The sequence below is a fragment of the Candidatus Spyradosoma sp. SGI.093 genome, from assembly GCF_050314555.1.
GTDB lineage: Bacteria > Verrucomicrobiota > Verrucomicrobiia > Opitutales > UBA953 > Spyradosoma.
The window spans coordinates 200,657-221,280 of sequence record NZ_JBNPNH010000001.1; the positions used below are offsets into that span (position 1 = coordinate 200,657).

A 20,624-nucleotide genomic window follows, 5' to 3' on the forward strand; every position below is an offset into this window, starting at 1 on the left:
GGACTCGAAGATGAAGGCGAAAATTCTGATTCTGGCGGCGGCCGCGACGGCGCTCTTCGCGGCGGCGGCGCGCGCGGCGGACGAAACCTGGACGATTCTTTTCAGAGACAAGACGGCGACGGCGATTTCCGCCTACGCGACGGGAGCGGGCGCGCCGGCGGACGTCTCCGTCTCGTTTTCCGGCGAGGCGGGAACGCTGAACCTGAAGACGACGGGCACGGTCGGCTCCGACGCGACGCTGTTCACGCCGGACACGAACGTGCAGCTGACGAATGCGGACGATCAGACGGTCGGCTCGTGGACGGCGACGCTCGCGTTCACGCCCGAGGCGGAGCGCGTCGTCTCGAAGCTCGTCGTGAGGCTGATTTCCTTCAACAGCGCCGGCGACCGCCATCCCGGCGAGCGCAAGCTGAAGCTTTCCGTCGGGCTGGACGGCGCGGAACGGAGCGCGGTCTTCACGCTCCCCGCGCCGGCGGACTTGAGCGGGAAGCCCTGCGAGTTCACGCTGGACGCGCCGCGGACGCTGAGCGCGGGAACGCCGGCGACGCTCGTCGTGAAGGCGGAACGCGACGACGAAAAGACCGGCTGCTATTTCGGCATCGTCTCGATCGAGCTGCCCGGCCTCATCGAAGACGCGACGACGCCGCTCGGCGGCGTGACGAAGCGGATCCCCGCGGGCGCGACCGCGACGCTCGCGGCGAACGTGCGCAAGCCGCTGCTGCTCGCCGCCGCGGCGGAGCTCTCCGCGGAAGGCGACTCCGTCTCGCTGACGGCGGACGCGGGCGTCGATTTCGGCGCGCTGCTCGAAAGCGGCAGGGCGTACGTGCTGGAGACGGATTTCGCGGAAGGCGAGGCGGCGACGCTGCTGAACCCGACCGCGTGGATCTTCGGCGCGGACGAATACGCGGCGGGCGGGAACGCGCTCGCGTTCGAAGACGAGGCGCTGGCGCGGCTGATCCGCGCGGCGGGCGGCGGCGTGCCCGTCGCGACGACCTTCCGACTCCGCGAAGCGTGGACGCTCGACGAGCTTTTCGGCGCGAGCTTCGAGGCGGGCGAGCTCAAGCGCGGGAGCGCGCTCACGGGCGACTGCGTCTTTCTTTACGCCGCCGACGGCATGACGCCGATCAAGTTCTACAATCACCCGACGCGCGGCTGGTGCGCGGTCGGCGTTTCCGCGCCTTCCGCCGTTCCCGGCGCGGCGCCCGCACACCCGCGCAAGCCGCTGAAGCTCTCGCGCAAAAAAGGCGCGGACCTGGATCTGACGCTGCTCGGCGAAGCGCCGCAGGACGACGCGCTCGTCGCGCTCGTCAAAGGCACGGACGTCGTCTGCTCCGGAAGCGCGTTCCCGCAGACGCTCGCGGACTCCGGGCTGGAAGCGGACGCGACGATTCTCGAAATCGCGGTCGGCGGAACGCGCTTCAGCTTCGACGACGCGACGGGAACGTGGCTCGCGCCCGACGGCTCGGACGCGGGCGACGTCGTTCTCGAAGACTGCTTCGAGACGCGGCGTTCCGACGCGACGCCGAAACACGTCCGCGTCCGCGCGGCGCGATGATTCTTTTCAAACCCCTGCCCCGAAAAGCCATGACCGAAAAAAGATTCCTCCTCCCCGCGCTCGCGTTTTCCGCGCTCGCCCCGCTTGCGGCGGACGCCGCGATCGAATTTTCGCTTTCCAACAGTCTGCCCGACAACGATACTTCGCTGACCTTCCTGGACGCGTCGGGAACGGCGGCGGCCGGCGGCGTCGTCGCGCTCGGTTGGTTCGACGCGGATCTCGCCGCGCTTTCCGTCGCGGAGACGCGCGACGCGTTTCGGACGAGCTTCAGCTGGAATGCGGATTCCGCGGATCCGGCGGGCGGAATTTCCTTCGGGAGCGTGAACGACTTCGCGGTCGCGGCGGCGCCGGACTCCTGGGGCGACGCCGCGGGCAAAACGCTGTACGCCTTTTTCGGGGCGGGAACGACGGTCGAAAGCTCCGACGCGTTCGCCCTGCTCCGTTTCGAGTCCGAAGGCGCGCCGCTCGTTTTCGCGGACGACGCGTTCGAGCTGATTTTGGGCGCGAACGCGGTTTTGGGAGCGGTAGATCCCGCGTTCCCGACCTGGGTCTGCGCGGTCGGCGAAGTCGTCGGCGAGGAAGGGACGACGATCCGCTTCTACGCGGTTCCGGAGCCTTCGGCGTTCGCGCTGCTCGCGGGCCTGGGCGCGCTCGCCCTCGCGGGAACGCGCCGACGGCGGAAAATCTCCCGCTGACCGCGCCCGCGCGGCGTCTTCTTTTGCTTTGCGCCCGAGCGCGCGAAATGACAGAATTGTCCTTTTTTCCGTTCATTTCACCTTTCAGAGACAAAAGAAGATGCACGCCAACAATCCGCTCAACGGAATCAGAAAGTTCTACGACGCCGTCGTCGTCGGCTCCGGGCTCGCCGGGCTCACCGGCGCGAATTACCTCGCCAAGGCGGGGCATTCCGTGCTTCTGCTCGAGCACCACTACCAGCTCGGCGGGCTCGCCACGTTCTTCAGGCGCCCCGGCGGGCACATCTTCGACATTTCCCTGCACGGCTTCCCGCACGGCATGATCAAGTCCTGCCGCAAATACTGGACGAAGGAAATCGCCGACTCCATCCGCCAGCTCAAGGACATCCGCTTCATCAATCCGGAATTCGACGTCCGCACCACCTTCGACCGCGAGGACTTCACGCGCATTCTCATCGAGAAGTTCCGCGTTCCCGCCGAGCGCGTGCACGCCTTTTTCGCGCACCTCGCGCAGATGAACTACTACGACCGCGACTCCCGCACCACGCGCGAGCTTTTCGAGGAGTTCTTCCCCGGGCGCACGGACGTGTGGCGCCTCCTGCTCGAACCCATCGCCTACGCGAACGGCTCCACGCTCGACGAGCCCGCGATCACCTACGGCATCGTGTTCTCCAACTTCATGAGCCGCGGCGTCTACATCTTCCAGGGCGGCACCGACCTGCTCATTCAGAAAATGACCGAGGAGCTCAGGAAAAACGGCGTGGACATCCGCCGCTCCTGCCTCGTCGAGAAAATCCTCACCGAAACCGGCGCGGACGGCGTTCCCGCGGTGCGCGGCGTGCGCGTGCGCGACGTGCGCTTCGGCGAGACCGTCGAGATCGCGTGCCGCTCCGTGCTCTCCAACGCGAACATCCGCGACACCGTCGAAAACCTGCTCGACGCGGGCACCGTTCCCGCGGATTTCCTCGCCGAATCCGAGACCGTTCGCGTGAACACGTCGTCGTGCCAGGTCTATATGGGCGTGCGCGAGGGCGAATCGATCCCGCACATCGGCGACCTCGTGTTCACCTCCGCGGCGCCGAAGTTCTCCAGCGAGGAACTCGTCGATCTGCACACGACTTCGCGCACCTATTCCGTGTACTATCCGGACACGCGCCCGCAGCGCGAGAAGCCGCACTACGCGATCGTCACCTCGATCAATCAGAAGTTTTCGAGCTGGGAAAACCTTTCCGACGCCGACTACGCGGCGGAGAAGAACCGCATCATCGAGGAATCCTTCGCGGGGCTGGAAAAATACGTTCCCGGCATCCGCGGGAAGGTCGACTGGGTCGAGGCGGCGACGCCGCGCACCGTGCGCCGCTACGTGCGCCACCGCGACGGCACGTCCTTCGGCACGAAGTTCGAAGGGCTGAAGATTTCGATGGAGCTCCCGGAAAAAGTACGCGGGCTCTACCACGCGGGCTCGGTCGGCATCATCATGTCGGGCTGGCTCGGCACGATCAACTACGGCGTCATCACCGCCAACAAGATGGCGCTCGCGATGAAGTGAACGCGGCGCGGGAAGGCGCCCGAAACCGCGAGCGATATTTCCGCCCCGAACGCGTCGGACCCGCAGGCCGGAGACGCGTTCGGGGCGGCGTCAGTTTCCGAGACGAGAGAGCCGTACGCGTCGTACGCAAAGTCTTCCGTGTCCGGGAAGCCCGCCGCCGTGACGGCGCGGACGAGCGCTCCGAGGCGGGAAAAGTCCTCGGAGGCGGGAACGTTTCGTGACGATCTTCTTCATTTTCGCGGAATCTTTCGGAACGACGGGAGAATCCCCGTCGGAACGAAGCTTACTCTTTTTCCGAAAATGAATTGTGTCGCAATTGTGACGTTTTACTTCCAGCCCGCTTAAACAAAGGGCTGAAAATTTTCAAAAAAAAATTTTCGGGCGGAAAAACGGGGGCGTTTTCCGCTAAAACCGCCCGAAAAGGCGCGCCGCGGGAACGCCGCGCGGCGCCGCCGTCCGCGTCAGTCCGCGAGGCCGTCGCGGGCGAGGAGCGCGCGCGGGTCGGGGCCGCGTCCCATGAAGTCGCGGAAAAGCGTTTCCGCGGGCGCGGCGTTCCCGCGGGCGAGGATCTTTTCGCGGAACTCGCGCCCGGTCTTCGGGTTCAGCACGCCTTCGTTCAGAAAGCGCGTGAAGCAGTCCGCCTCGAGCATTTCCGCCCATTTGTAGGAATAGTAGCCCGCCGCGTAGCCCGTCGGCTCGGAGAACAGGTGAAGGAAGCGGCACAGGTTCGGCGTCTGCGGGAACGCCGTCGGCACAAGGTAGTCGGCGAGCGCGACGTTCCAGTATTCGTCGAAGTCGCAGTCCTTGAATTTTTCCGTCTCGACGTGAAAATCCAGGTCCGCCTTGCCGAAGGAAAGCTGGCGCACGGCGAAATTCGCGGCGCGGAACTTCTGCGAGCGCAGCAGCTTTTCCAGCAGCCCGCGCGGGAGCGGCTCGCCCGTCTCGAAATGCCGCGCGAACAGCCCGAGCGATTCCGCCCGCCGGCACCAGTTCTCCATGATCTGCGAGGGCAGCTCGACGAAGTCCCACGCGACGTTCGTTCCCGCGAGCTCGGGGATTTCGACCTCGCTCAGCACGTGGTGCAGCAGGTGCCCGAACTCGTGGAAGATCGTCACGACCTCGTCGAAATTCAGCAGCGCGGGCCTGCCGTCCACCGACGGCGAGAGATTGCCGCAGATCAGCCCGAGATGCGCGGGAACGCCCTCGCCGCGCGTTTCGAGAAAATTCATCCACGCGCCGGCGCGCTTCGTCTCGCGCGGATGCCAATCGGCGTAAAACGCGCCGAGCCGCCTTTCGCCGTCGAAGACCTCGTACGCCTTCACCTCCGGGTGCCACACGGGAACACCGCTCTTTTCGACGATGCGGATGCCGTAGAGCCTTTCCGCGACGGCGAACGCGCCCGCGATGACGGCGTTCACCTCGAAATACGGGCGCAGCGCCTCCTCGTCGAAGTCGTAGCGTTCCCGCCGCATCTTCTCCGCCCAGAAGCCGACCGCCCAGGGCGCGAGCCTGCCCGTCGCCGCCGCGGTCGCGTCGCCGTGTTCCCGCGCGAATTCGACGAGCTCGGCGTTTTCCTTTTCGAAAAATTTCCCGACGCGCGCGCGCATGTCCTCGACGAAGCGGCGAGCGTTCGCACCGCTCTTCGCCATGCGGCGCGACGTCGCGCAGTCCGCGAAATTCGCGAAGCCGAGCAGCTTCGCCTTCTCGTCGCGCAGGGCGAGGATTTCGCGGACGTTCGCCGTGTTGTCGAACGCGCCGACGCGCGCGACGGCGTTCGACGCCTCCCAGAACTCGCGGCGCAGCGCGTCGCTCTCCGCGTACCGCATCACGGGCGCGAGCGACGGCGCGTGCAGCGTGAAGCGGAACTCGCCCGCGCGCCCCTTCGCCTTGGCGGAAGCGGCGGCGGCAGCCTTCGCGCTCTCGGGCAGCCCGGCGAGCTCCGCCTCGTCCGCGACGAATTTTTCCCACGCGTTCGTGGAGTCGAGCACGTTTTCGCCGAACTTCGTCGTGAGCGCCGCGAGCCGCGCGTTGATCTCGGCGAGGCGCGCCTTCTTCGCCTCGGGCAGCTCCGCGCCGCTGTCGCGGAAGTCCGCGAGCACCTCCTCGAGAAAACGCCGCCGCGTCGCGTCGAGCGTTCCCGCAGGAACGGCGTCCGCCGCCGCGCGGATCTTTTCCCAGAGCCGGGCGTCGAGCGTGAGCGAGCTGAAGAACTCCGTCACGCGCGGGAGCACGGCGTTGTAGGCCTCGCGCAGCGCGGGCGTGTTTTCGACGCTTTCGAGGTGGCAGACGCGCCCCCAGACGCGGGAGAGCTCGCGCGTCGCGCGGGCGAAGCCGAGCAGCGTGGCGTCGAAGGAAATCTCCTCGGGCCGCTGCGCGCGGATCTTTTCGACGTTCCCGCGGGCGCGTTCGAGCGCGAATTCGATGTCGGGCACGATGCGCTCGGGCGTCAGCCGCGTCCAGTCGACGTAAAAATCTTCGGGAAGAAAAGGATGTTCTGCGTTCATGATTTTCGGGCAAGTCTAACGCTCCCGCCCCCGCGACGAAAGCAAAAGGAGCCGCGCGGAAAAGAAATCGGCGGGGCGCGGTTTCACCTTGCGCGGGAAGGCTTTTCGTGGGAAAATCGGAAGCACTATGAGCGCAAACGAAATTCCCCAAATCAACGAAGCGGACACGCTGATCGAAAACCTCGGCGAGTGCAGATTTCCCTCGCCCTTCAAGAAAAACTGCTACACCGAACAGCTCTTCAAGACGGACGACGACCGCATCCTCTTCGACATCACCTACGCGGGAACGATGAAGGCGATCAAGGAAGGCCGCACGCTTCCGTCCTTCGAATCCGCCGGTCCGCGCGAAAGCATTTTCTTCAATCCTGCGGAGACGAAGGTCGGCATCGTCACCTGCGGCGGGCTCTGCCCGGGGCTCAACGACGTGATCCGCAACCTCGTCATGGGGCTACAGCATTCCTACGGCGTCTCGCGCATCTACGGTTTCCGCTACGGCTACGAAGGGCTCGTGACGAAGTACGGGCACTCGCCGCTGCTGCTGGACACGGACATGGTCTCGGACATTCACGCGCAGGGCGGCTCGATCCTCGCGAGCTCCCGCGGGCAGCAGGACACGCCGACCATCGTGGACACGCTGCAGCGCATGGGCATCGACATTCTCTTCGTCGTCGGCGGCGACGGCACGCTGCGCGCCGCGAACGAAATCTCGCAGGAATGCAAGCTGCGCAACCTCAAGAAATCCATCATCGGCATTCCGAAGACGATCGACAACGACATCATTCTGCTGGACAAGAGCTTCGGCTTCGAATCCGCGGTCTCGGAGGCGGTGAAGGTCATCAACTGCGCGCACGTCGAGGCGAAGGGCGCGCCGCGCGGCATCGGCATCGTGAAGCTGATGGGGCGCGACTCGGGCTTCATCGCCGCGTACGCCTCGCTGGCGAGCTCGGAGGCGAATTTCGTCCTCATTCCGGAAGTGCCGCTCAAGCTCGACGGGCCGAACGGCTTCCTCGCCAAGCTGCGGGAACGAATCACGACGCGCGACCACGCCGTCATCGTCGTCGCCGAGGGCGCGGGCCAGGATCTTTTCAAGGGCGCCGACCTGGGCACGGACGCGTCCGGCAACAAGCGCCATTCCGACATCGGCAAATACCTGCGCGACCGCATCAACGCGGACATGAAGGAGCACGGCATCGAGACGTCGATCAAGTACATCGACCCGAGCTACATCATCCGAAGCATTCCCGCGAACGCCTACGACAACGCCTACTGCTCCCACATGGCGCACAACGCCGTGCACGCGGGCATGGCGGGCAAGACGGGCATGATCGTCGCGATGTGCCACCGCGCCCACGTGCACCTGCCGCTCTCGCTCATCGCGAAGGGCCGCAAGAAAGTCAACGTGACGAGCGAGCTCTGGCGCGGCGTTCTCGAATGCACCGGTCAGCCGGTCTCCTGGGAATGACGCTCCCGCGCGGGAACGGCGCCGCATGACGCGCGCGCGCCGTTCCCGCCCGCGGCGCCGCCCCTTTCCTCCCGAAAAAACGCTCACCCCTTTCCTCTCGTGCCGACAGATTCCCCATCCCGCGAAAACAGCCTCGAACGCCTCAACCGCACGTATTTTTCCGATCCCGCGCGGAGGCTTTCCTTTCGCCGCGGCGACGTCATTTTCCGCCAGAACGAGCCCAACAGGCGCCTGTTTCTGATTCTGCGCGGCGAGATCATCGCCTATCAGCAGGACGCGGACGCGCCGGAGACGCGCTACGAAGTCTTCCGCGCGGGCGCCGGCTCCTACATCGGCGTGCAGAGCTTCTTCTCGCGCCGCTACGCGCTTTCCTCCGAAATCGTCGCGGAGACGGACGTCGAAATGGCGTTCATCGACGCGGACGTTCCCGCCGTCGAGCCGGAAAAATACGGCCCGCTCAGCGAACAGTTCATGCCGACGATTCTGCACGAGCTCGCGGAGCGCAACTCGCGCGTCTTCGCGCGCACGGTGGAAAAGGAGGCGGCGGTCAAGCGCATGCACCGCGCGGAAATGTCCGCCACGCTCGGCCAGCTCGCCGCCGGCATCGCGCACGAGCTGAACAACGCCGTCGGCGTGCTCGCCCGCAAGACGGACTTCGTGCTCGAATTTCTCGAAAATTCCCTCGGCGAGACTTCCGCCGAAAACCTCGACCTCTTCCGGCGCGGGCTCGACTATTCCGCCGTCACGTCGAGCGAGGACGTCCGCCGCCTCGCGCGGGAATTCGAGCGGGAATACGACCTGCCGCCGGACATCGCCAAGGTCCTCGTCCGCCTGGCGGGAACGCGCGAAGGCGCCGAAAAGCTCGGCAGAAAACGCATCGCCTCGCTCGAAAAGAACGCCCGCTACTGGGAGCTCGGGCACGACCTGCACGACATGCGCGTCGCCGCCAGACACGCGGCGAGCATCGTGCGCTCCGTGAAGCTGCTCGGCGGCGGCGGGAACATCCGCCGCGAAGACGGCGCGAGCGTCTACGAATCGCTCTGCGAAGCGATCGCGCTGCTCAAGTCCAATCTCCGCGACGTCCGCCTCGAATCGCAGATCGGCGAAGCCGCGGACTGCCCGACCATCCGCGCCGACATGACCGAGCTCGTGCAGATCTGGGTCAACATCATCAAGAACGCCTGCGACGCGCTGAAGATCGCGGGAACGCCCGACCCGACGGTGAAGATCCGCCTGCAGGTCGTGCCGACGGGAACGCTGCGCGGCTTCATCGCCGTGAGCATCACCGACAACGGCCCCGGCGTGCCCGAAGGCTTCCACCAGAAAATCTTCCAGCCCGACTTCACGACGAAGAAAAACGGGCTCAACTTCGGGCTCGGGCTCGGGCTCGCCATCGTGCGCCGCCTCGTGGACGCCTACGAAGGCGAAATCACGCTCGACAGCGTGCCCGGAAAAACGACATTCTGTATTCACCTGCCCTACAAAAAATTCTGAGCGCGCTCCCGCCGAAGAATTTTCCGGGCTCAACCGCATTCAACCCAACCAAAACCGTTTATGGAAAAAATCAACATCATCTGCGTGGACGACCAAGAGGAAGTCCTGGACTCCGTGCTCCGCGACCTGCGCCCGCTGGCGAAATTCTTCCGCATCGAAGGCTGCGAATCCGCCGCCGCCGCGCAAACGCTCATGGACGAAATCGCCGCCGACGGCGACATGCTCGGCCTCGTCATCTCCGACCACGTCATGCCCGGCAAAAACGGCGTCGACCTGCTCGGCTCGATCTCGAAGGACGACCGCTTCGCCGCGACGCGCAAAATCCTGCTCACCGGTCAGGCGACGCACGCGGACACGATCCGCGCCGTCAACGAAGCCCACATCGACTCCTATTTCGAAAAGCCCTGGAAGCCGCACGAGCTCCTCGCGCAGGCGAAGCACCTGCTCACGCTCTTCATCTTCGACAAGGGCGTCGAGCCGGCGGACTTCCTGCCCGTGCTCGACCAGGCCGTCCTGCTCGAACGCCTCCGCCGAGGCTGACGCGCGCGCCCGCGCCGCGACGAAACGCCCGCCGATTCCGCTCGGCGGGCGTTTCGCGTTTCCCGCGAATTCCGCGGTTTCAAAAAATCTGCGGGAATCTGCGCAATCTGCGGCAAGAAATTTGCGTCTGCGGATTTCGGAGGCGGTCGGGATGCTCGCCCTCCCGCAAAAAACTATCCGTCATCAATTATCCGCAGTCCGCCGTCCGTCATCCGTTCTCCAGGGACGGATCATCGTTTCGAGGAGGTCGGCGGAGAAGCGGACGTAGCCGCGGTGCGGAAGCGCGGAAAGGAACTCGCGTCCGTAGGATTTGGAGACGAGCCGCGAATCCGTCAGCACGAGCCTGCCTCGGTCGCTCGCCTTGCGGATCAGGCGGCCGATGCCCTGGCGGAACTGCAGCACGGCGTCCGGCAGCGACATTTCGAAAAAGGGTTTTCCGCCGCGCTCGCGGATCCATTCCATGCGCGCCTCGACGAGCGGCTCGGACGGGTTCGCGAAGGGCAGGCGCGGCACGATGACCTGCGCGAGCGCGCTGCCGGGCACGTCGATGCCCGTCCAGTAGCTCTGATTGCCGATCAGCACGGCGTTCCCGCGCTCGACGAAGCGGCGCGTCATTTCCTGGCGCATCAGTCCCTCGCCCTGCACGAAGATCTCGCGCTCGTCGCCAAGGCGTTCCCGCAGCGCCACCGCGAGCCGCGAGCAGAAATCGAAGCTCGTGCACAGAATCAGCGTCCCGCCCTCGGGCATCATGCGCACGCAGTGCTCGGCGACGCGCGCGTTGTAGGCGACGTTCGCGGCGAGGTTTTCGCCCTTGTCCGGCTCCGGGCAGTCCGTCGCGAGAAAGATCTCCATCGCCTTCACGTAGTCGAAGGGCGACGCCTCGCAGCGCGCGCGCACGGGATTTTCGCCGACGTCGGCGCCGCAGCGGCGCATGAAGCGCGACATGTCCTCCCTGCCGTCGCTGAGCGTCGCGCTGGAGAGCACGGCGCTCGTGCCGCGCCCGAAAAGCGCCTCGGCGAGCTGCGGGGCGACGTCGATCGGCGCGCCCGAGAGCGTGACGACGCGCCGCTTTCCCGCGGAGACTTCCGCCCAGTAAACGTAGTTCGGCGCGCGGCGCAGTTCGAGACATTCGCGCACGGCGAGCCGGTACGCCTGCAGCTTGTCCGCGAAGTCGTTGATCTCGTCCTTCGCCGCGGCGCGTTCTTCGACCTGCCCCGCCGCCTTCAGCCGGCGTTCGAGATTGCCGAGCGGCACTTCGCAGACGTTCTGCGCCCAGTCGCGCTCGCGGAAGCGGCGCGTGCGGTTTTTGCCGAGCACGCGGAAACGCACGTCGTTGAAAAAGACTTCCGTCGCGTCCTTCGCCTCCGCGACGAGGCGCTGCAGCTCCTTCGGCTCGCAGGCGGAGAGAACGCCGCCCTTGCGCGTCGCCGAAAAAATCTGCGAAAGCAGGCGCTGCAGCCCGTAGGAGCTCGCCTCGACGCCGAAGTATTCCGTCGCCGTGTCGGGAACGCGGTGCGCCTCGTCGAGCACGACGAAATCGTCCGCGTAGAGCACGCCGGGCGTGTCGCCGCGCGGCGCCGCTCCCGCGCCTATCAGCGAAAAAAGCAGGCTGTGGTTGACGATGACGAGATCCGCCTTGTCCAGCGCCGCCTTCGCGCGCCGGTGCGCGCAGGTCTCCGGCGTGCAGTTCTTGCGGGAACACGCGCGCGAATCGGCGCTGACGAGATCCCAGACTTCGTCGGCGACGCGGCGCGGCAGGTGCTCGCGGATGCCCGTGCAGTCCGGCCGCGCCCACCAGTCGCGGATCATCTTCAGTTCCTGCGCCTCCGCGGAGCCGTCGCTCCCGTCGAAGATGCCTTCGCGCCGCCGCAGCGCCTCCGCGAGCCGCGTGCCGCACAGGTAATTCGCGCGTCCGATCATCAGCACGACCTTGAAGTCCGCGAATTCCGCCAGCTCGGGGACGCCGGAAAAAAGCTCGCGGCACAGCGCGAGGTCCTTTTTCAGAATCTGCTCCTGCAGCGGAATCGTGTGCGTGGAGACGACGAACTTCTTTTTCGCGAGCTTCGCGTAGATCAGCCCGGGAAGCAGGTAGGCGAGACTTTTCCCGACGCCCGTTCCCGCCTCGAAAAGCAGCGACGAGCCCTCCGCGAACGTCTCCGCGACCGCCTCCGCCATGCGCGTCTGCTGCGGGCGGTTCTCCATGCGCAGGCGTTTCCGCAGCCATCCGTTCGCGCGGAAGATCTTCCGCGTCAGCGCGACGACTTCCGGCGCGAGTTCGCCGAAATTCGCCGAGCAGGACGCCTCGAAATCCTCCGAAAAGCCGACCATGACGCCGTTCCCGCGCCCGCGTTCAGAACGACAGGCTCACGCCGACGTTCGCGCGCGTCTCGTCGTAGCCCGAGCGCGTCGCCTCCGTAACGCCGCCGTAGATCGAAAGCCGCTCGTTCACGCGCCAGTTCAGGCGCAGCCCGTATTCGAAGGAGGAACGCTCGCCCTCGCGCGAGACGACGCGCACGTCCGAAAGCGTCGATTCCTGATACGCGTCGGCGGTGTACACGCTCGACCCGACGTCGTAGTTCCACGCGCCGTGGAGCGTGAGCTGCAGCGCGTCGAAGAAAAGATACGCGTAGGAAATCCCGAGCGTGCCGCGCGCCGCGAACGCGTCGGAGGCGTCGAGCGCGAACGCGTCCGCGCCGCCCTTTTCGCCGAAGCTCTCCGTGCGCGAATACGCGAACGCCATCGCGGCGTAGGGGCGGATTTCGCTCCACGCCTCGGGGCGGAACGTGATGCCGCCCTCGGCGCGCGCGCCCAGCTGCCAGGAATTGAAGTCCGCGTCGTTCGCGCCGCGCTCGGAATCATTCGCCGCCCAGGCGCCGGCGAGCGCGAGCGTGCCGTCCCAGCTCTTCCCCGCGCGCCGGACGAACGCCGCGAGCGCGTAGGAATCCGTCTCGATCTCGTGCGCGCCCGCGCCGGAGTGCTTCATGCGGGAACGCCCGTAGCCGAAGAGCGCGCCCAGCTCCGTCTCTTCCCCGACGGGCAAGCTGGAGCCGAGCAGAAACGCCGTCGCGTCCATGTCGTAGTCCGGATTCGCGACGTCCGTTCCCGCGCGGGAACGCGTGAAGTTCATCTGCGTCCAGGCGCGCTTCATCAGCGCGTCGGCGGCGCGGCCGAAATCGCCCGGCGCGTCTTCGGCGACGGGGGCTTCGGGCGCGGCCTTGTCCTCGGACTGGTCGAAGCGGCGCAGGCGCTCGAGGTATTTGCGCATGTAGCGCGACGTCTTTTTCGTCTCGCCGAAGATCGCGGGGCGGATCGACGACGCCGACGCGGGCGCGTTCACGGCGCTCATGAAGTCGTACATGCGGAAAATGTTTTCGCGCGTCAGGTCGCCGTAGAGCGTCGAGGCGATTTCGCGCCCGTTCAGCCCGAGGAAGACGTACGCGCCGTCGCGCCAGACGACGCGGTCGGAAATCACGCCGCCCGCCGCGTCCTCGATCGTCACGCCGTCGAGCGCGCCCGCGCTCAGCCCGCGCAGCCCGTCGAATTCCTCGCCCGCTTCCCAGTCGCCCGCGTCCACGACGAGCCGGCCCGCGAGCGAGACTTCGACGCCTTCGGCGAAAGTCAGCGACGCGCCCGAGGCGAGCGTCAGCGTTCCCGTGTCGCTCTGCGCGAAGCGCGTGGGGGCGGCGGATTCCGGATCGTTTTCGATCCGCGCCGCGCCCGCGACCGAAATCGCGCCGGCGTTCTCCAGCGTTCCCGCAAAGCGCGCGCCGTCGGAAAAAGTCACCGTGCCGCCGGTTCCGTTCGCGAGCGTTCCCGCCGTGAGAAACGCGTTTTCCGCGAGCGTCAGCCGCCCGGCGTTGGAGACGGTTCCCGTCACGCGCGGCGTTCCCGAAAACGAGAAACGGCGGTTGGCGGCGACGGAGACGTCGCCTTCGACGCGCGCGAGCGAAACGTCGCCCGAGCCGCTCACGTCGCCGACGAGCGTCCCCGCGCCCGCGAGCTTCGTCGTCGTGTAGTTGGAAAGCGTGATCTTCACGTTCGCGAGCGTCGCGTTTTCGCGGATCGTCAGCGAACCTTCGACCGAAAGCGTCTGCCGCGGATCCGTCGCCCCGGAGCTTCCCTCGCCCGTCTCGGCGAAGGTCGTCCGCGAGTCGGTTTCGGCGGGAGCGTCCTTGATCTTCACGTACGTCGCCGTGCCCTGTTCGTCACCGATCGCAACGCTTCCCTTCAGCACGAGCGAGTCGAGCACGAGCGGCGTTTCCGCGCTCGAGCCCGGAGCGACAAGCGCCGCGCCGTCGAGCAGCACGTGCCGCGCGCCCTCCGTCCAATTTCCGGCGGAAGGCGAAAGGCTCAGCGTCACGCCGGAGCGCGCGGCGAAGCCCGTCTCGATCTTCACGCCCGCGCCGATCGTCACCGCGCCGGCGTGAACCGTCGTCACGTCCTTGCCGGATTCGTCCTTGCTCGTCTCCGAAAACGCGGGAAATTCGATGCGCTTCGCGTCGTCCTCCGTCGCCTCTCCGGATTCGCCTTCGCCGGACTCGCCGCCTTCGTCCGCCGTCGTCGCGACTTCCTCGTAGAGGCGCAGCGTTCCCGAGCCGTCAATCTTCAGCGTCGCGTCCGTCGCCGTGCGCTCCGCCTTCACGAGCGCGAGCACGGCGTCCGCGTCGAGCGAGACCGTCGTCGTCCCCGTTTCCGTGACGACGAGCGAATCCGTGACCGTCAGCGTTCCCGCGCCGCGCAGCTCGAGCGTTCCCGCGCCGAGCGAAATTTTTCCGGCTCTCAGTTCGACCGACGCGGCCGCGCCGTCATCGCCGACGGGGCCGGCGAAATTCAGCGTCGTGTCCTTCAGCAGAAACGTTCCCGAGCCGGAAACCTTGGAATCGGCGGAAACTTCCGCCGTCGCGCCGTCGAAGGAAAGCGTGCCCGAAAGCGTCGTCGCGCCGCCCGTGAAGGCGAAAGTCGCGCCCGAAGAGACGTTCAGCGTTCCCGCGATTTCCGTCGCTGCCGCGCCGCGGAAATCCGCGCCGACGTTCAGCGTCGCGCCCGAGGCGACGGAAAGGCTTTCGAGCTTCGCGGTCGCGCCCGAAAGCGTCGCGACGCCGCCCGCGACGTCGAGAGAAATTTTCGCGGAGACGGGTTCTCCGTCCGCGTCCGTCGCGCTTCCCGAAGCGATTTCGCCGAGCGTCAGATCGCCGTCGCCCGTCTTTTCGATCGCGAGCGTCGTTCCCGCCTCGGCGAAAATGCGGTCGGAGACGGTCGCGGTCTCGACGTCCTCGCGTCCCGTGACGTTGCCGTCGTCGTCGCGGATCAGCGTCGCGGCCTGGTCGAAAATCAGCGTCGCGGAGCCCTGCGCCGCGTCCGCCGTTCCCGTGCCGACGAAGATGCCGTCGCTCGCGCCGTTCGCGGTGTTCCCGGAAATCGTCGTGTTCCCGCGCAGCGTGAGCTTCGCGCCCGCGCGCGAGGAGACGTCGAGATAAACCGCGCCGCCCGCGGCGACGCCGTTCGCGGCGACGGTGGCGTTGCCCGAAATCGTCGCGTCCGTCAGCGTCACGTTCCCGCCGCGCGCGTAAATCGCGCCGCCGAAGGCGTTCCCGCTCTCGGATTCCGCGCGGTTGCCGGACAGCGTCAGCGTTCCCGCGTTCTGCGCGAACGTCCCCGACGCGCAGATCGCGCCGCCGAACGCGTTCCCGTCCGCGCCCGCCGCGACCGCGCGGTTGCCGGAAAGCGCGTGCGCCGCGTCGCCGGAAAGCGTCAGCCGCCCCGAAAGATGAATCGCGCCGCCGCTCGCCTCGGCGTCGGCTTCCGCGGCGTTGCCCGTCGCGGAAAAAGCGCCGGAGACTTCCGTCGTTCCCGCCGCGTAAAACGCGCCGCCGCGGGCGCGCTCGCCGGCGACCCCGTTGTCCGCGAACGTCGCGTCCGCGAGCGTCGCCGTGCCGGAAGACTGATAGACCGCGCCGCCGCGCGCCGTGCCGGAGACCACTCCCGCCGCCGCGCGCCGCGCGTCCGCGCTGTTGCCGGAAAATTCAAGCGCGCCCGTCGCGGAGAAAGCGCCGCCCGCGAGCGCGAGCGCGCCGCCGTCCGCCATGCCGCCGTCCGCGAGCGTCTCGACGCAATTGCCGGAAAACGTCGCGCCCGCGAGCTTCAGCGTTCCCCTGGAAAAAACCGCGCCGCCCGCCGCCGCCGTGCGCGCGTCGGCGTCGCCGCGGGCGTCCGCGGAAGTCGCCGTCGCGCGGTTGCCGGAAAAAGTCGCCGCCGTCTCGAGCGTCAGCGAAGCCGCCGACGCGCCGAGCCAGACCGCGCCGCCGCGCGCCGAAACGCCCGAAGCGTCCGCGGACGCCTCCGCCGCGTTGTCGGAAAACGCGAGCGTTCCCGCCGCGCCGTCTTTCGCGAAAGTCTGCGCGCCGCCGAGCATCGCGATCGCGCCGCCCGCCGCCGCCGCGCCGTCCGCCCGCGCAAACGCCGTGTTCCCGCGGAAAGTCGTCGCCGCGCCGAGCGTGAATTTCAGCGTTCCCGCGTTCTGGAAAACCGCCCCGCCCTGCGCCGTTCCCGCGCCCGAAACCTGCGCGAGATTTTCGGAAAACGCCGAGGCGCCGGAAAGCGCGAAAGCCGCGTTCGTCTTTTCGCCGTCGACGAAGATCGCGCCGCCGCGCGCGAGCGTTTCCGCCTGCGACGCGTGCGCCTCGTTCGCGGAAAATTCCGCCGAGCCCGCGAGCGAAAATTCGCCGCCCGTGAGCGCGAGCGCGCCGCCCGCCGCAGCGGGAACGTAAGTTTTTTCCGCCGTCGTCGCGCCTTCCGTCTCCTCGCGCGAGGCGACGCCGCCGCTCACGGAAACCGTGTTGCCGGAAAAGGAAAACGCGCCGGAAAGCTCCGCGAGCGCGTCCTCGCCGTCGAGCCGTAGCGCGCCGCCGAGCGCGGAAGCGCCAGCCGCGTCCGCGACCGCGCCGTTCGCGGAAAACGCCGCGCCGTTCGCGAGCTTCAGTGTCGAAGCGGCGACGTGAACCGCGCCGCCCGCCGCCGTCGCGAACTCGCCCGAAGTCTTCGCCGTGTTGTCGGAAAACGCGAGCGCGGAGCCCTCGCCGAGCGTCGCGACCGCGGACTCTTCCAGCGCGAGCGCGCCGCCGAGCGCGGAGCCCTCGCCGAGCGCGGCGTTCCCGGAAAACGTCAGCGTCGTCTCCGTTCCCGCGAGCGCGGCGCCGGAAAGCAGAATCGCGCCGCCCGCCGCGTTTCCGCCGACGGCGGAATTCTGCGTGAAATTCACCTGCGTTCCCGCGCCGAGCTTCACGCCGTAATTCTCCGGCTCGTCCGCCGCCGCCGTGACGTAGAGCGCGCCGCCGAGCGCGTCCGCCTCCGCGGATTCCGCGCGGACGTTCTCGAACGCGACCGCGTTCGCGCCGGAAATCTTCAGCGTTCCCGAAAGGAAGATCGCGCCGCCCGCCGCCGTGAGCTTCGTCGTCGAAGTCTCGCCGGTCTCCTCGTCCGTCTTCGTCACGGTCTTGCCGTAGGTCGCGACGTTCTTGAACGCGATCGCGCCGTCGGCGGCGTCGAGCTCGATCAGGTCGAGCGCGCTTTCAGCGTAGAAGATTGCGCCCGCCGCCATGGCGTCCGCCGCGAAGAAGCGGTCGGAAAAAGTCGTGTCGCCGAGCACCTTCACGTCCGCGAGTTCGAGAATCGCGACGCGCGCGTCGGCGTTTTCGAGGTCGCCGTCGGTCGCCGAGCCGGCGATCGTCAGTTTGCCGAACGCGCAGCGCGTCCCCGGCAGCCCGAAGAGATTGCCCGCGCCCGCGGTCTTCAGCGTCGTCGCCGCCGAGCCGTCGCCGAGAATCGTGAAGTCCGTCGCCGCGGGAACGATCGCGCCGTTCGGATTGCTCTCGGAGACGCCGCCCGGCGCGAGCGGCACTTCCAGCGTCGGCACGGCGATCTTCACCGTGTAGCCGTCGTAAACCGCGGTCGGATCGTTTCCGTCGGAGCCGTCGGTCGTCTTCGTGAGCACCTCGCGGAGCTCTTCCGCCATGGAGACGGAGACGATTTTCTCGTCCTCCGCGAAGGCGGGAACGGCGCAGAGCACGGCGGCGGCGCAGAGCGCGGCGGGCGACAACGTTTTTTTCGTATGAATTGCGGAAAAAGGCATCGGCGGAAAATTTTGAAACGGCAAGTCTAACGCCTTCCCGCCGCCGCGCAATGTTTTCCGCCCCCGCGCGGGAACGGCGCCGCGGGGCGCTCCGCGAGGGCGCAAAAAAACTCCGCCTGTGCCGTCTCGCGCCAAATCTCTTGCACCATTTTCGGCAAGGTGGGCTTCAAATGCGGGAAAGATTGCTTCCGCCGAGGGCGGCGTGCGCCTTGTTCCCGCAGAGCGAATCCCGTAATTTACTCATAGGAAAAGAGCGTTTTAACGGAGGGTCGAACACTGCAGAGCGTCGCCAATCATGCGCGCCCTTCCCGCGGCGGCAAGCCAGAAATCCCTTCGGCGGACGAATTTTCCGCGTTCCCGCGCGCCGGGAAAGCGCGTTTTTTCGGACGAATCCTCCGGGGAAAAACGCTTACTGCAAACCGCAGTCAAGCTTAGTAATTTGAAGCCGGATTGCGCGGGTTCAAGACTCGGCGTTATGTCCAAATCCTCAAAGCAGATTGCGATCAATTTCCCGAACGAGTTGCTCGACATTTTCGAAAAATGCCTCCACCGGAAGCATTTTCGGGACTTCGTCCGCGAAGCGCTCGCGGAAAAGCTGAGCCGCGATTTCGACAAGGTCATTCCGCCCGAGTACGTCAACCGGCGTCTCGGCGAGCGCGTGGATCTGCGCAACGCCGGCGAAGACAAGCTCGCCGAGCTGCGGGAACGCGCCGCGCACGCGCGCCTCGTCAAGGCCCAGCGCCGCGCCGCCAAGGTGCTTCCGCCCCGCCGCTCGCCGGGACGCTGACGCGCGCGTTCAGCGGGAAAGTTCCGCGCGGAGGCGGCGCGAGGCCTCGCCGTCGGTGAAGATCTCGACGAGGTGCACGCCCTGGCGGGAACGGAAGCGAGCGAGCGCCGCGCCGAGCTCCGCGAGCGTTTCCGCGCGCGCGTAATCGACGCCGTACGCCGTCGCGAGCCGCTCGAAGGAGACGCGCTGCGGCGTCAGCCAGAAGCGCTCGAAATGCGGATTTTCCCGCGCGACGGGAAGGTGGCGGAAGATGTTCCCGCCGCCGTTGTTCTGCAGGACGATCGAGAGGTTGCCGCAGAACTGCGCCGCGAGCAGAAAGCCGTTCGTGTCGTGCAGCAGCGAGAGGTCGCCCGTGTAGAGAATCGTCTGCTCCATGCAGCCGTGCGCGACGCCGAGCGCCGTCGAGAGCGTGCCGTCGATGCCGTTCGCGCCGCGGTTGCAGAACGTCCAGAAGCGGCTTCCCGCCGGGCAGAACGCGTTCATGTCGCGCACGGGCATGCCGTTGGCGATGAAGAGCGCCGTCTCGGATTCGGGCAGATTTTCGCAGAGAAAGCGCGCGATCTGCGGCTCGAGCGGCGGCGTTCCCGCGGCGGCGGCGTTGCGGAAGAACGCGTCGGACTTCGCCCGGAAGCGCGCGTCCGCGGCGCGCCACGCGTCGAGAAACGCCGTGTCCGCGGGCGCGGCGGCGGCGGCGTTCCCGCCCCCGGCGAAGACGTTGTTCCACACGTCGCGGAAGCGCCGCGCGACTTTGACCGCGTTCGGGCGGCGCAGCGCGTCCGTGTCGTCGCCGCAGTAGTTGAAGAGATAGACGGGCGTTTCGCCGAGCGAGGCGAGCCAGGCGCGGAGAAACTTGCTCTCGGGCAGCGCGCCGATCTGCAGCACGACGTCCGGGCGGAGCGCGTCGAGCTCGGGCGCGTAAGGCTTGTCAGCAGTGCGGAAAATCGCGTCGAAGCGCTCGACGAGGCGGTCGCGCGCCGGCGGGAAATGGCGCAGCGGGTGCGTCGCGTCCGCGAGGATCGGCGCGGCGAACTCGCGGGAAAGGCGTTCGACGTTGAACGTGTCGTCGTGCCCGACGGGCGTCGTTCCCGCGACGACGAGCACCTTTTTCCCCGCGAGGGAAATCGGCGCGGGCTCCGCGCTTTCGGCGAGAAAATCGCGCAGCGGCAGGTGCGGCACGAGGCAGAACTTCGCCGGGTCGAAATCCGCGGGAACGAAATCTTCCCCGGGAAAACCGGCCTCGCGCACGGCGGGCGCGAGCGGGTCGCGCAGCTGCACGTTCACGTGCACGGGCGCGCGTTCCTCGGCGGCGACGCGGGCGGCCTCCGCGGCGGCGGCGCGCGCGTCTTCGAGCGAACTCCAGGTTCTCTCGGGCACGCAGTTCCGCTCGCGGACGACGAAGCGGGAGAAGATGCCGAGCTGCGGAATCGTCTGCCCGGCGTGCCGGTCCTGAAATTCCGGCGGGCGGTCGGCGGTCACGACGACGAGCGGCGTACGCGACATCTTCGCCTCGACGATCGCGGGCAGGTAGTTCGCGACCGCCGTTCCCGACGTGCAGACGAGCGCGACCGGGCGCGCCGTGCTCTTCGCGAGCCCGAGCGCGAAAAATCCGGCGGAACGTTCGTCGAGCACGGGAACGCATTCGAGCCCGCGCAGGTCCGCGGCGGCCGCCGTCAGCGGCGTCGAGCGCGAGCCCGGCGAAACGACGAGCGTGCGCACGCCCGCGTTGCGCAGCGTCCGCATAAAGACCGCGCTCCAAAGCGCGTTCGTGTTCCGGAATTCCATGCGCGACATTCTGCGCGCGCGCCGTTCCCGCCGCAAAGCAAATTTCGGACGAACAGATTCTTCAATGAATAACGAATAATGAATAATGAATAGTTCTCACCGAGGTTTTTGCCTAAGCAAAAACTTTG

The 20,624-nt window shown here is 67.2% G+C and carries 11 protein-coding genes and 1 other RNA gene; 7 read left to right on the plus strand and 5 right to left on the minus strand.

Translation table 11 applies throughout. The features are described from left to right. The first annotated feature begins 10 nt into the window (after positions 1–10). From ACQREB_RS00825 to ACQREB_RS00835, 3 genes are all read left to right on the plus strand, one after another. A complete protein-coding gene (locus ACQREB_RS00825; protein WP_427764138.1) occupies positions 11–1,555 on the plus strand; it encodes a hypothetical protein in 1,545 nt (514 codons plus the stop codon). 29 nt (positions 1,556–1,584) lie between these two features. Beyond that, positions 1,585–2,250, plus strand: a complete 666-nt coding sequence (locus tag ACQREB_RS00830; protein ID WP_427764141.1) for a PEP-CTERM sorting domain-containing protein — start codon at positions 1,585–1,587, stop codon at positions 2,248–2,250. 100 nt (positions 2,251–2,350) lie between these two features. Continuing rightward, positions 2,351–3,799: a phytoene desaturase family protein gene (locus ACQREB_RS00835; RefSeq protein ID WP_427764143.1), complete on the plus strand. Its 1,449-nt coding sequence runs from the start codon at positions 2,351–2,353 to the stop codon at positions 3,797–3,799. Between the two features lie 461 nt (positions 3,800–4,260). On the opposite strand, the gene ACQREB_RS00840 is transcribed toward ACQREB_RS00835, so the two are convergent. Continuing rightward, a complete protein-coding gene (locus tag ACQREB_RS00840; protein WP_427764145.1) occupies positions 4,261–6,303 on the minus strand; it encodes a M3 family metallopeptidase in 2,043 nt (680 codons plus the stop codon). A gap of 127 nt (positions 6,304–6,430) precedes the next feature. Between ACQREB_RS00840 and ACQREB_RS00845 the strand changes: the two genes are divergently transcribed. The 3 genes from ACQREB_RS00845 (at position 6,431) to ACQREB_RS00855 (ending at position 9,799) form a co-directional block, all read left to right on the plus strand. Beyond that, on the plus strand, positions 6,431–7,765 hold the full coding sequence (locus ACQREB_RS00845; protein WP_427764148.1) for an ATP-dependent 6-phosphofructokinase: 1,335 nt from the start codon (positions 6,431–6,433) through the stop codon (positions 7,763–7,765). 99 nt (positions 7,766–7,864) lie between these two features. Continuing rightward, positions 7,865–9,259 (plus strand): ATP-binding protein, encoded by a 1,395-nt coding sequence (locus ACQREB_RS00850; protein WP_427764151.1) that lies wholly within the window; start codon positions 7,865–7,867, stop codon positions 9,257–9,259. A gap of 60 nt (positions 9,260–9,319) precedes the next feature. Beyond that, positions 9,320–9,799, plus strand: a complete 480-nt coding sequence (locus ACQREB_RS00855) for a response regulator (RefSeq protein WP_427764153.1) — start codon at positions 9,320–9,322, stop codon at positions 9,797–9,799. 183 nt (positions 9,800–9,982) lie between these two features. On the opposite strand, the gene ACQREB_RS00860 is transcribed toward ACQREB_RS00855, so the two are convergent. The 3 genes from ACQREB_RS00860 to ssrS all read right to left on the minus strand — a co-directional run bounded on the left by ACQREB_RS00860 (position 9,983) and on the right by ssrS (position 18,215). After that, positions 9,983–12,127, minus strand: coding sequence for an ATP-dependent DNA helicase (locus ACQREB_RS00860; protein WP_427764156.1), 2,145 nt, complete (start codon positions 12,125–12,127; stop codon positions 9,983–9,985). A gap of 22 nt (positions 12,128–12,149) precedes the next feature. Then, complete coding sequence (locus ACQREB_RS00865) at positions 12,150–17,927, minus strand: autotransporter domain-containing protein (RefSeq protein ID WP_427764159.1); 5,778 nt, start codon at positions 17,925–17,927, stop codon at positions 12,150–12,152. 105 nt (positions 17,928–18,032) lie between these two features. Continuing rightward, positions 18,033–18,215: non-coding RNA, 6S RNA (gene ssrS, locus ACQREB_RS00870), on the minus strand. A gap of 187 nt (positions 18,216–18,402) precedes the next feature. Here ssrS and ACQREB_RS00875 point away from each other — a divergent pair. After that, positions 18,403–18,714: a hypothetical protein gene (locus ACQREB_RS00875; RefSeq protein WP_427764162.1), complete on the plus strand. Its 312-nt coding sequence runs from the start codon at positions 18,403–18,405 to the stop codon at positions 18,712–18,714. 9 nt (positions 18,715–18,723) lie between these two features. Here the strand turns inward: ACQREB_RS00875 and menD are convergent, their stop codons facing one another. Continuing rightward, positions 18,724–20,496 (minus strand): 2-succinyl-5-enolpyruvyl-6-hydroxy-3-cyclohexene-1-carboxylic-acid synthase, encoded by a 1,773-nt coding sequence (gene menD, locus ACQREB_RS00880; protein WP_427764164.1) that lies wholly within the window; start codon positions 20,494–20,496, stop codon positions 18,724–18,726. Positions 20,497–20,624: the final 128 nt, after the last annotated feature.

What these genes read in the sequence shown, in the direction of transcription:
- ACQREB_RS00825 (WP_427764138.1), top strand. Translation starts at nt 11, where the DNA reads ATGAAGGCGAAAATTCTGATTCTGGCGGCGGCCGCGACGGCGCTCTTC.
- ACQREB_RS00830 (WP_427764141.1), top strand. Translation starts at nt 1,585, where the DNA reads ATGACCGAAAAAAGATTCCTCCTCCCCGCGCTCGCGTTTTCCGCGCTC.
- ACQREB_RS00835 (WP_427764143.1), top strand. Translation starts at nt 2,351, where the DNA reads ATGCACGCCAACAATCCGCTCAACGGAATCAGAAAGTTCTACGACGCC.
- ACQREB_RS00840 (WP_427764145.1), bottom strand. Translation starts at nt 6,303, where the DNA reads ATGAACGCAGAACATCCTTTTCTTCCCGAAGATTTTTACGTCGACTGG.
- ACQREB_RS00845 (WP_427764148.1), top strand. Translation starts at nt 6,431, where the DNA reads ATGAGCGCAAACGAAATTCCCCAAATCAACGAAGCGGACACGCTGATC.
- ACQREB_RS00855 (WP_427764153.1), top strand. Translation starts at nt 9,320, where the DNA reads ATGGAAAAAATCAACATCATCTGCGTGGACGACCAAGAGGAAGTCCTG.
- ACQREB_RS00860 (WP_427764156.1), bottom strand. Translation starts at nt 12,127, where the DNA reads ATGGTCGGCTTTTCGGAGGATTTCGAGGCGTCCTGCTCGGCGAATTTC.
- ACQREB_RS00865 (WP_427764159.1), bottom strand. Translation starts at nt 17,927, where the DNA reads ATGCCTTTTTCCGCAATTCATACGAAAAAAACGTTGTCGCCCGCCGCG.
- ACQREB_RS00875 (WP_427764162.1), top strand. Translation starts at nt 18,403, where the DNA reads ATGTCCAAATCCTCAAAGCAGATTGCGATCAATTTCCCGAACGAGTTG.
- menD (WP_427764164.1), bottom strand. Translation starts at nt 20,496, where the DNA reads ATGGAATTCCGGAACACGAACGCGCTTTGGAGCGCGGTCTTTATGCGG.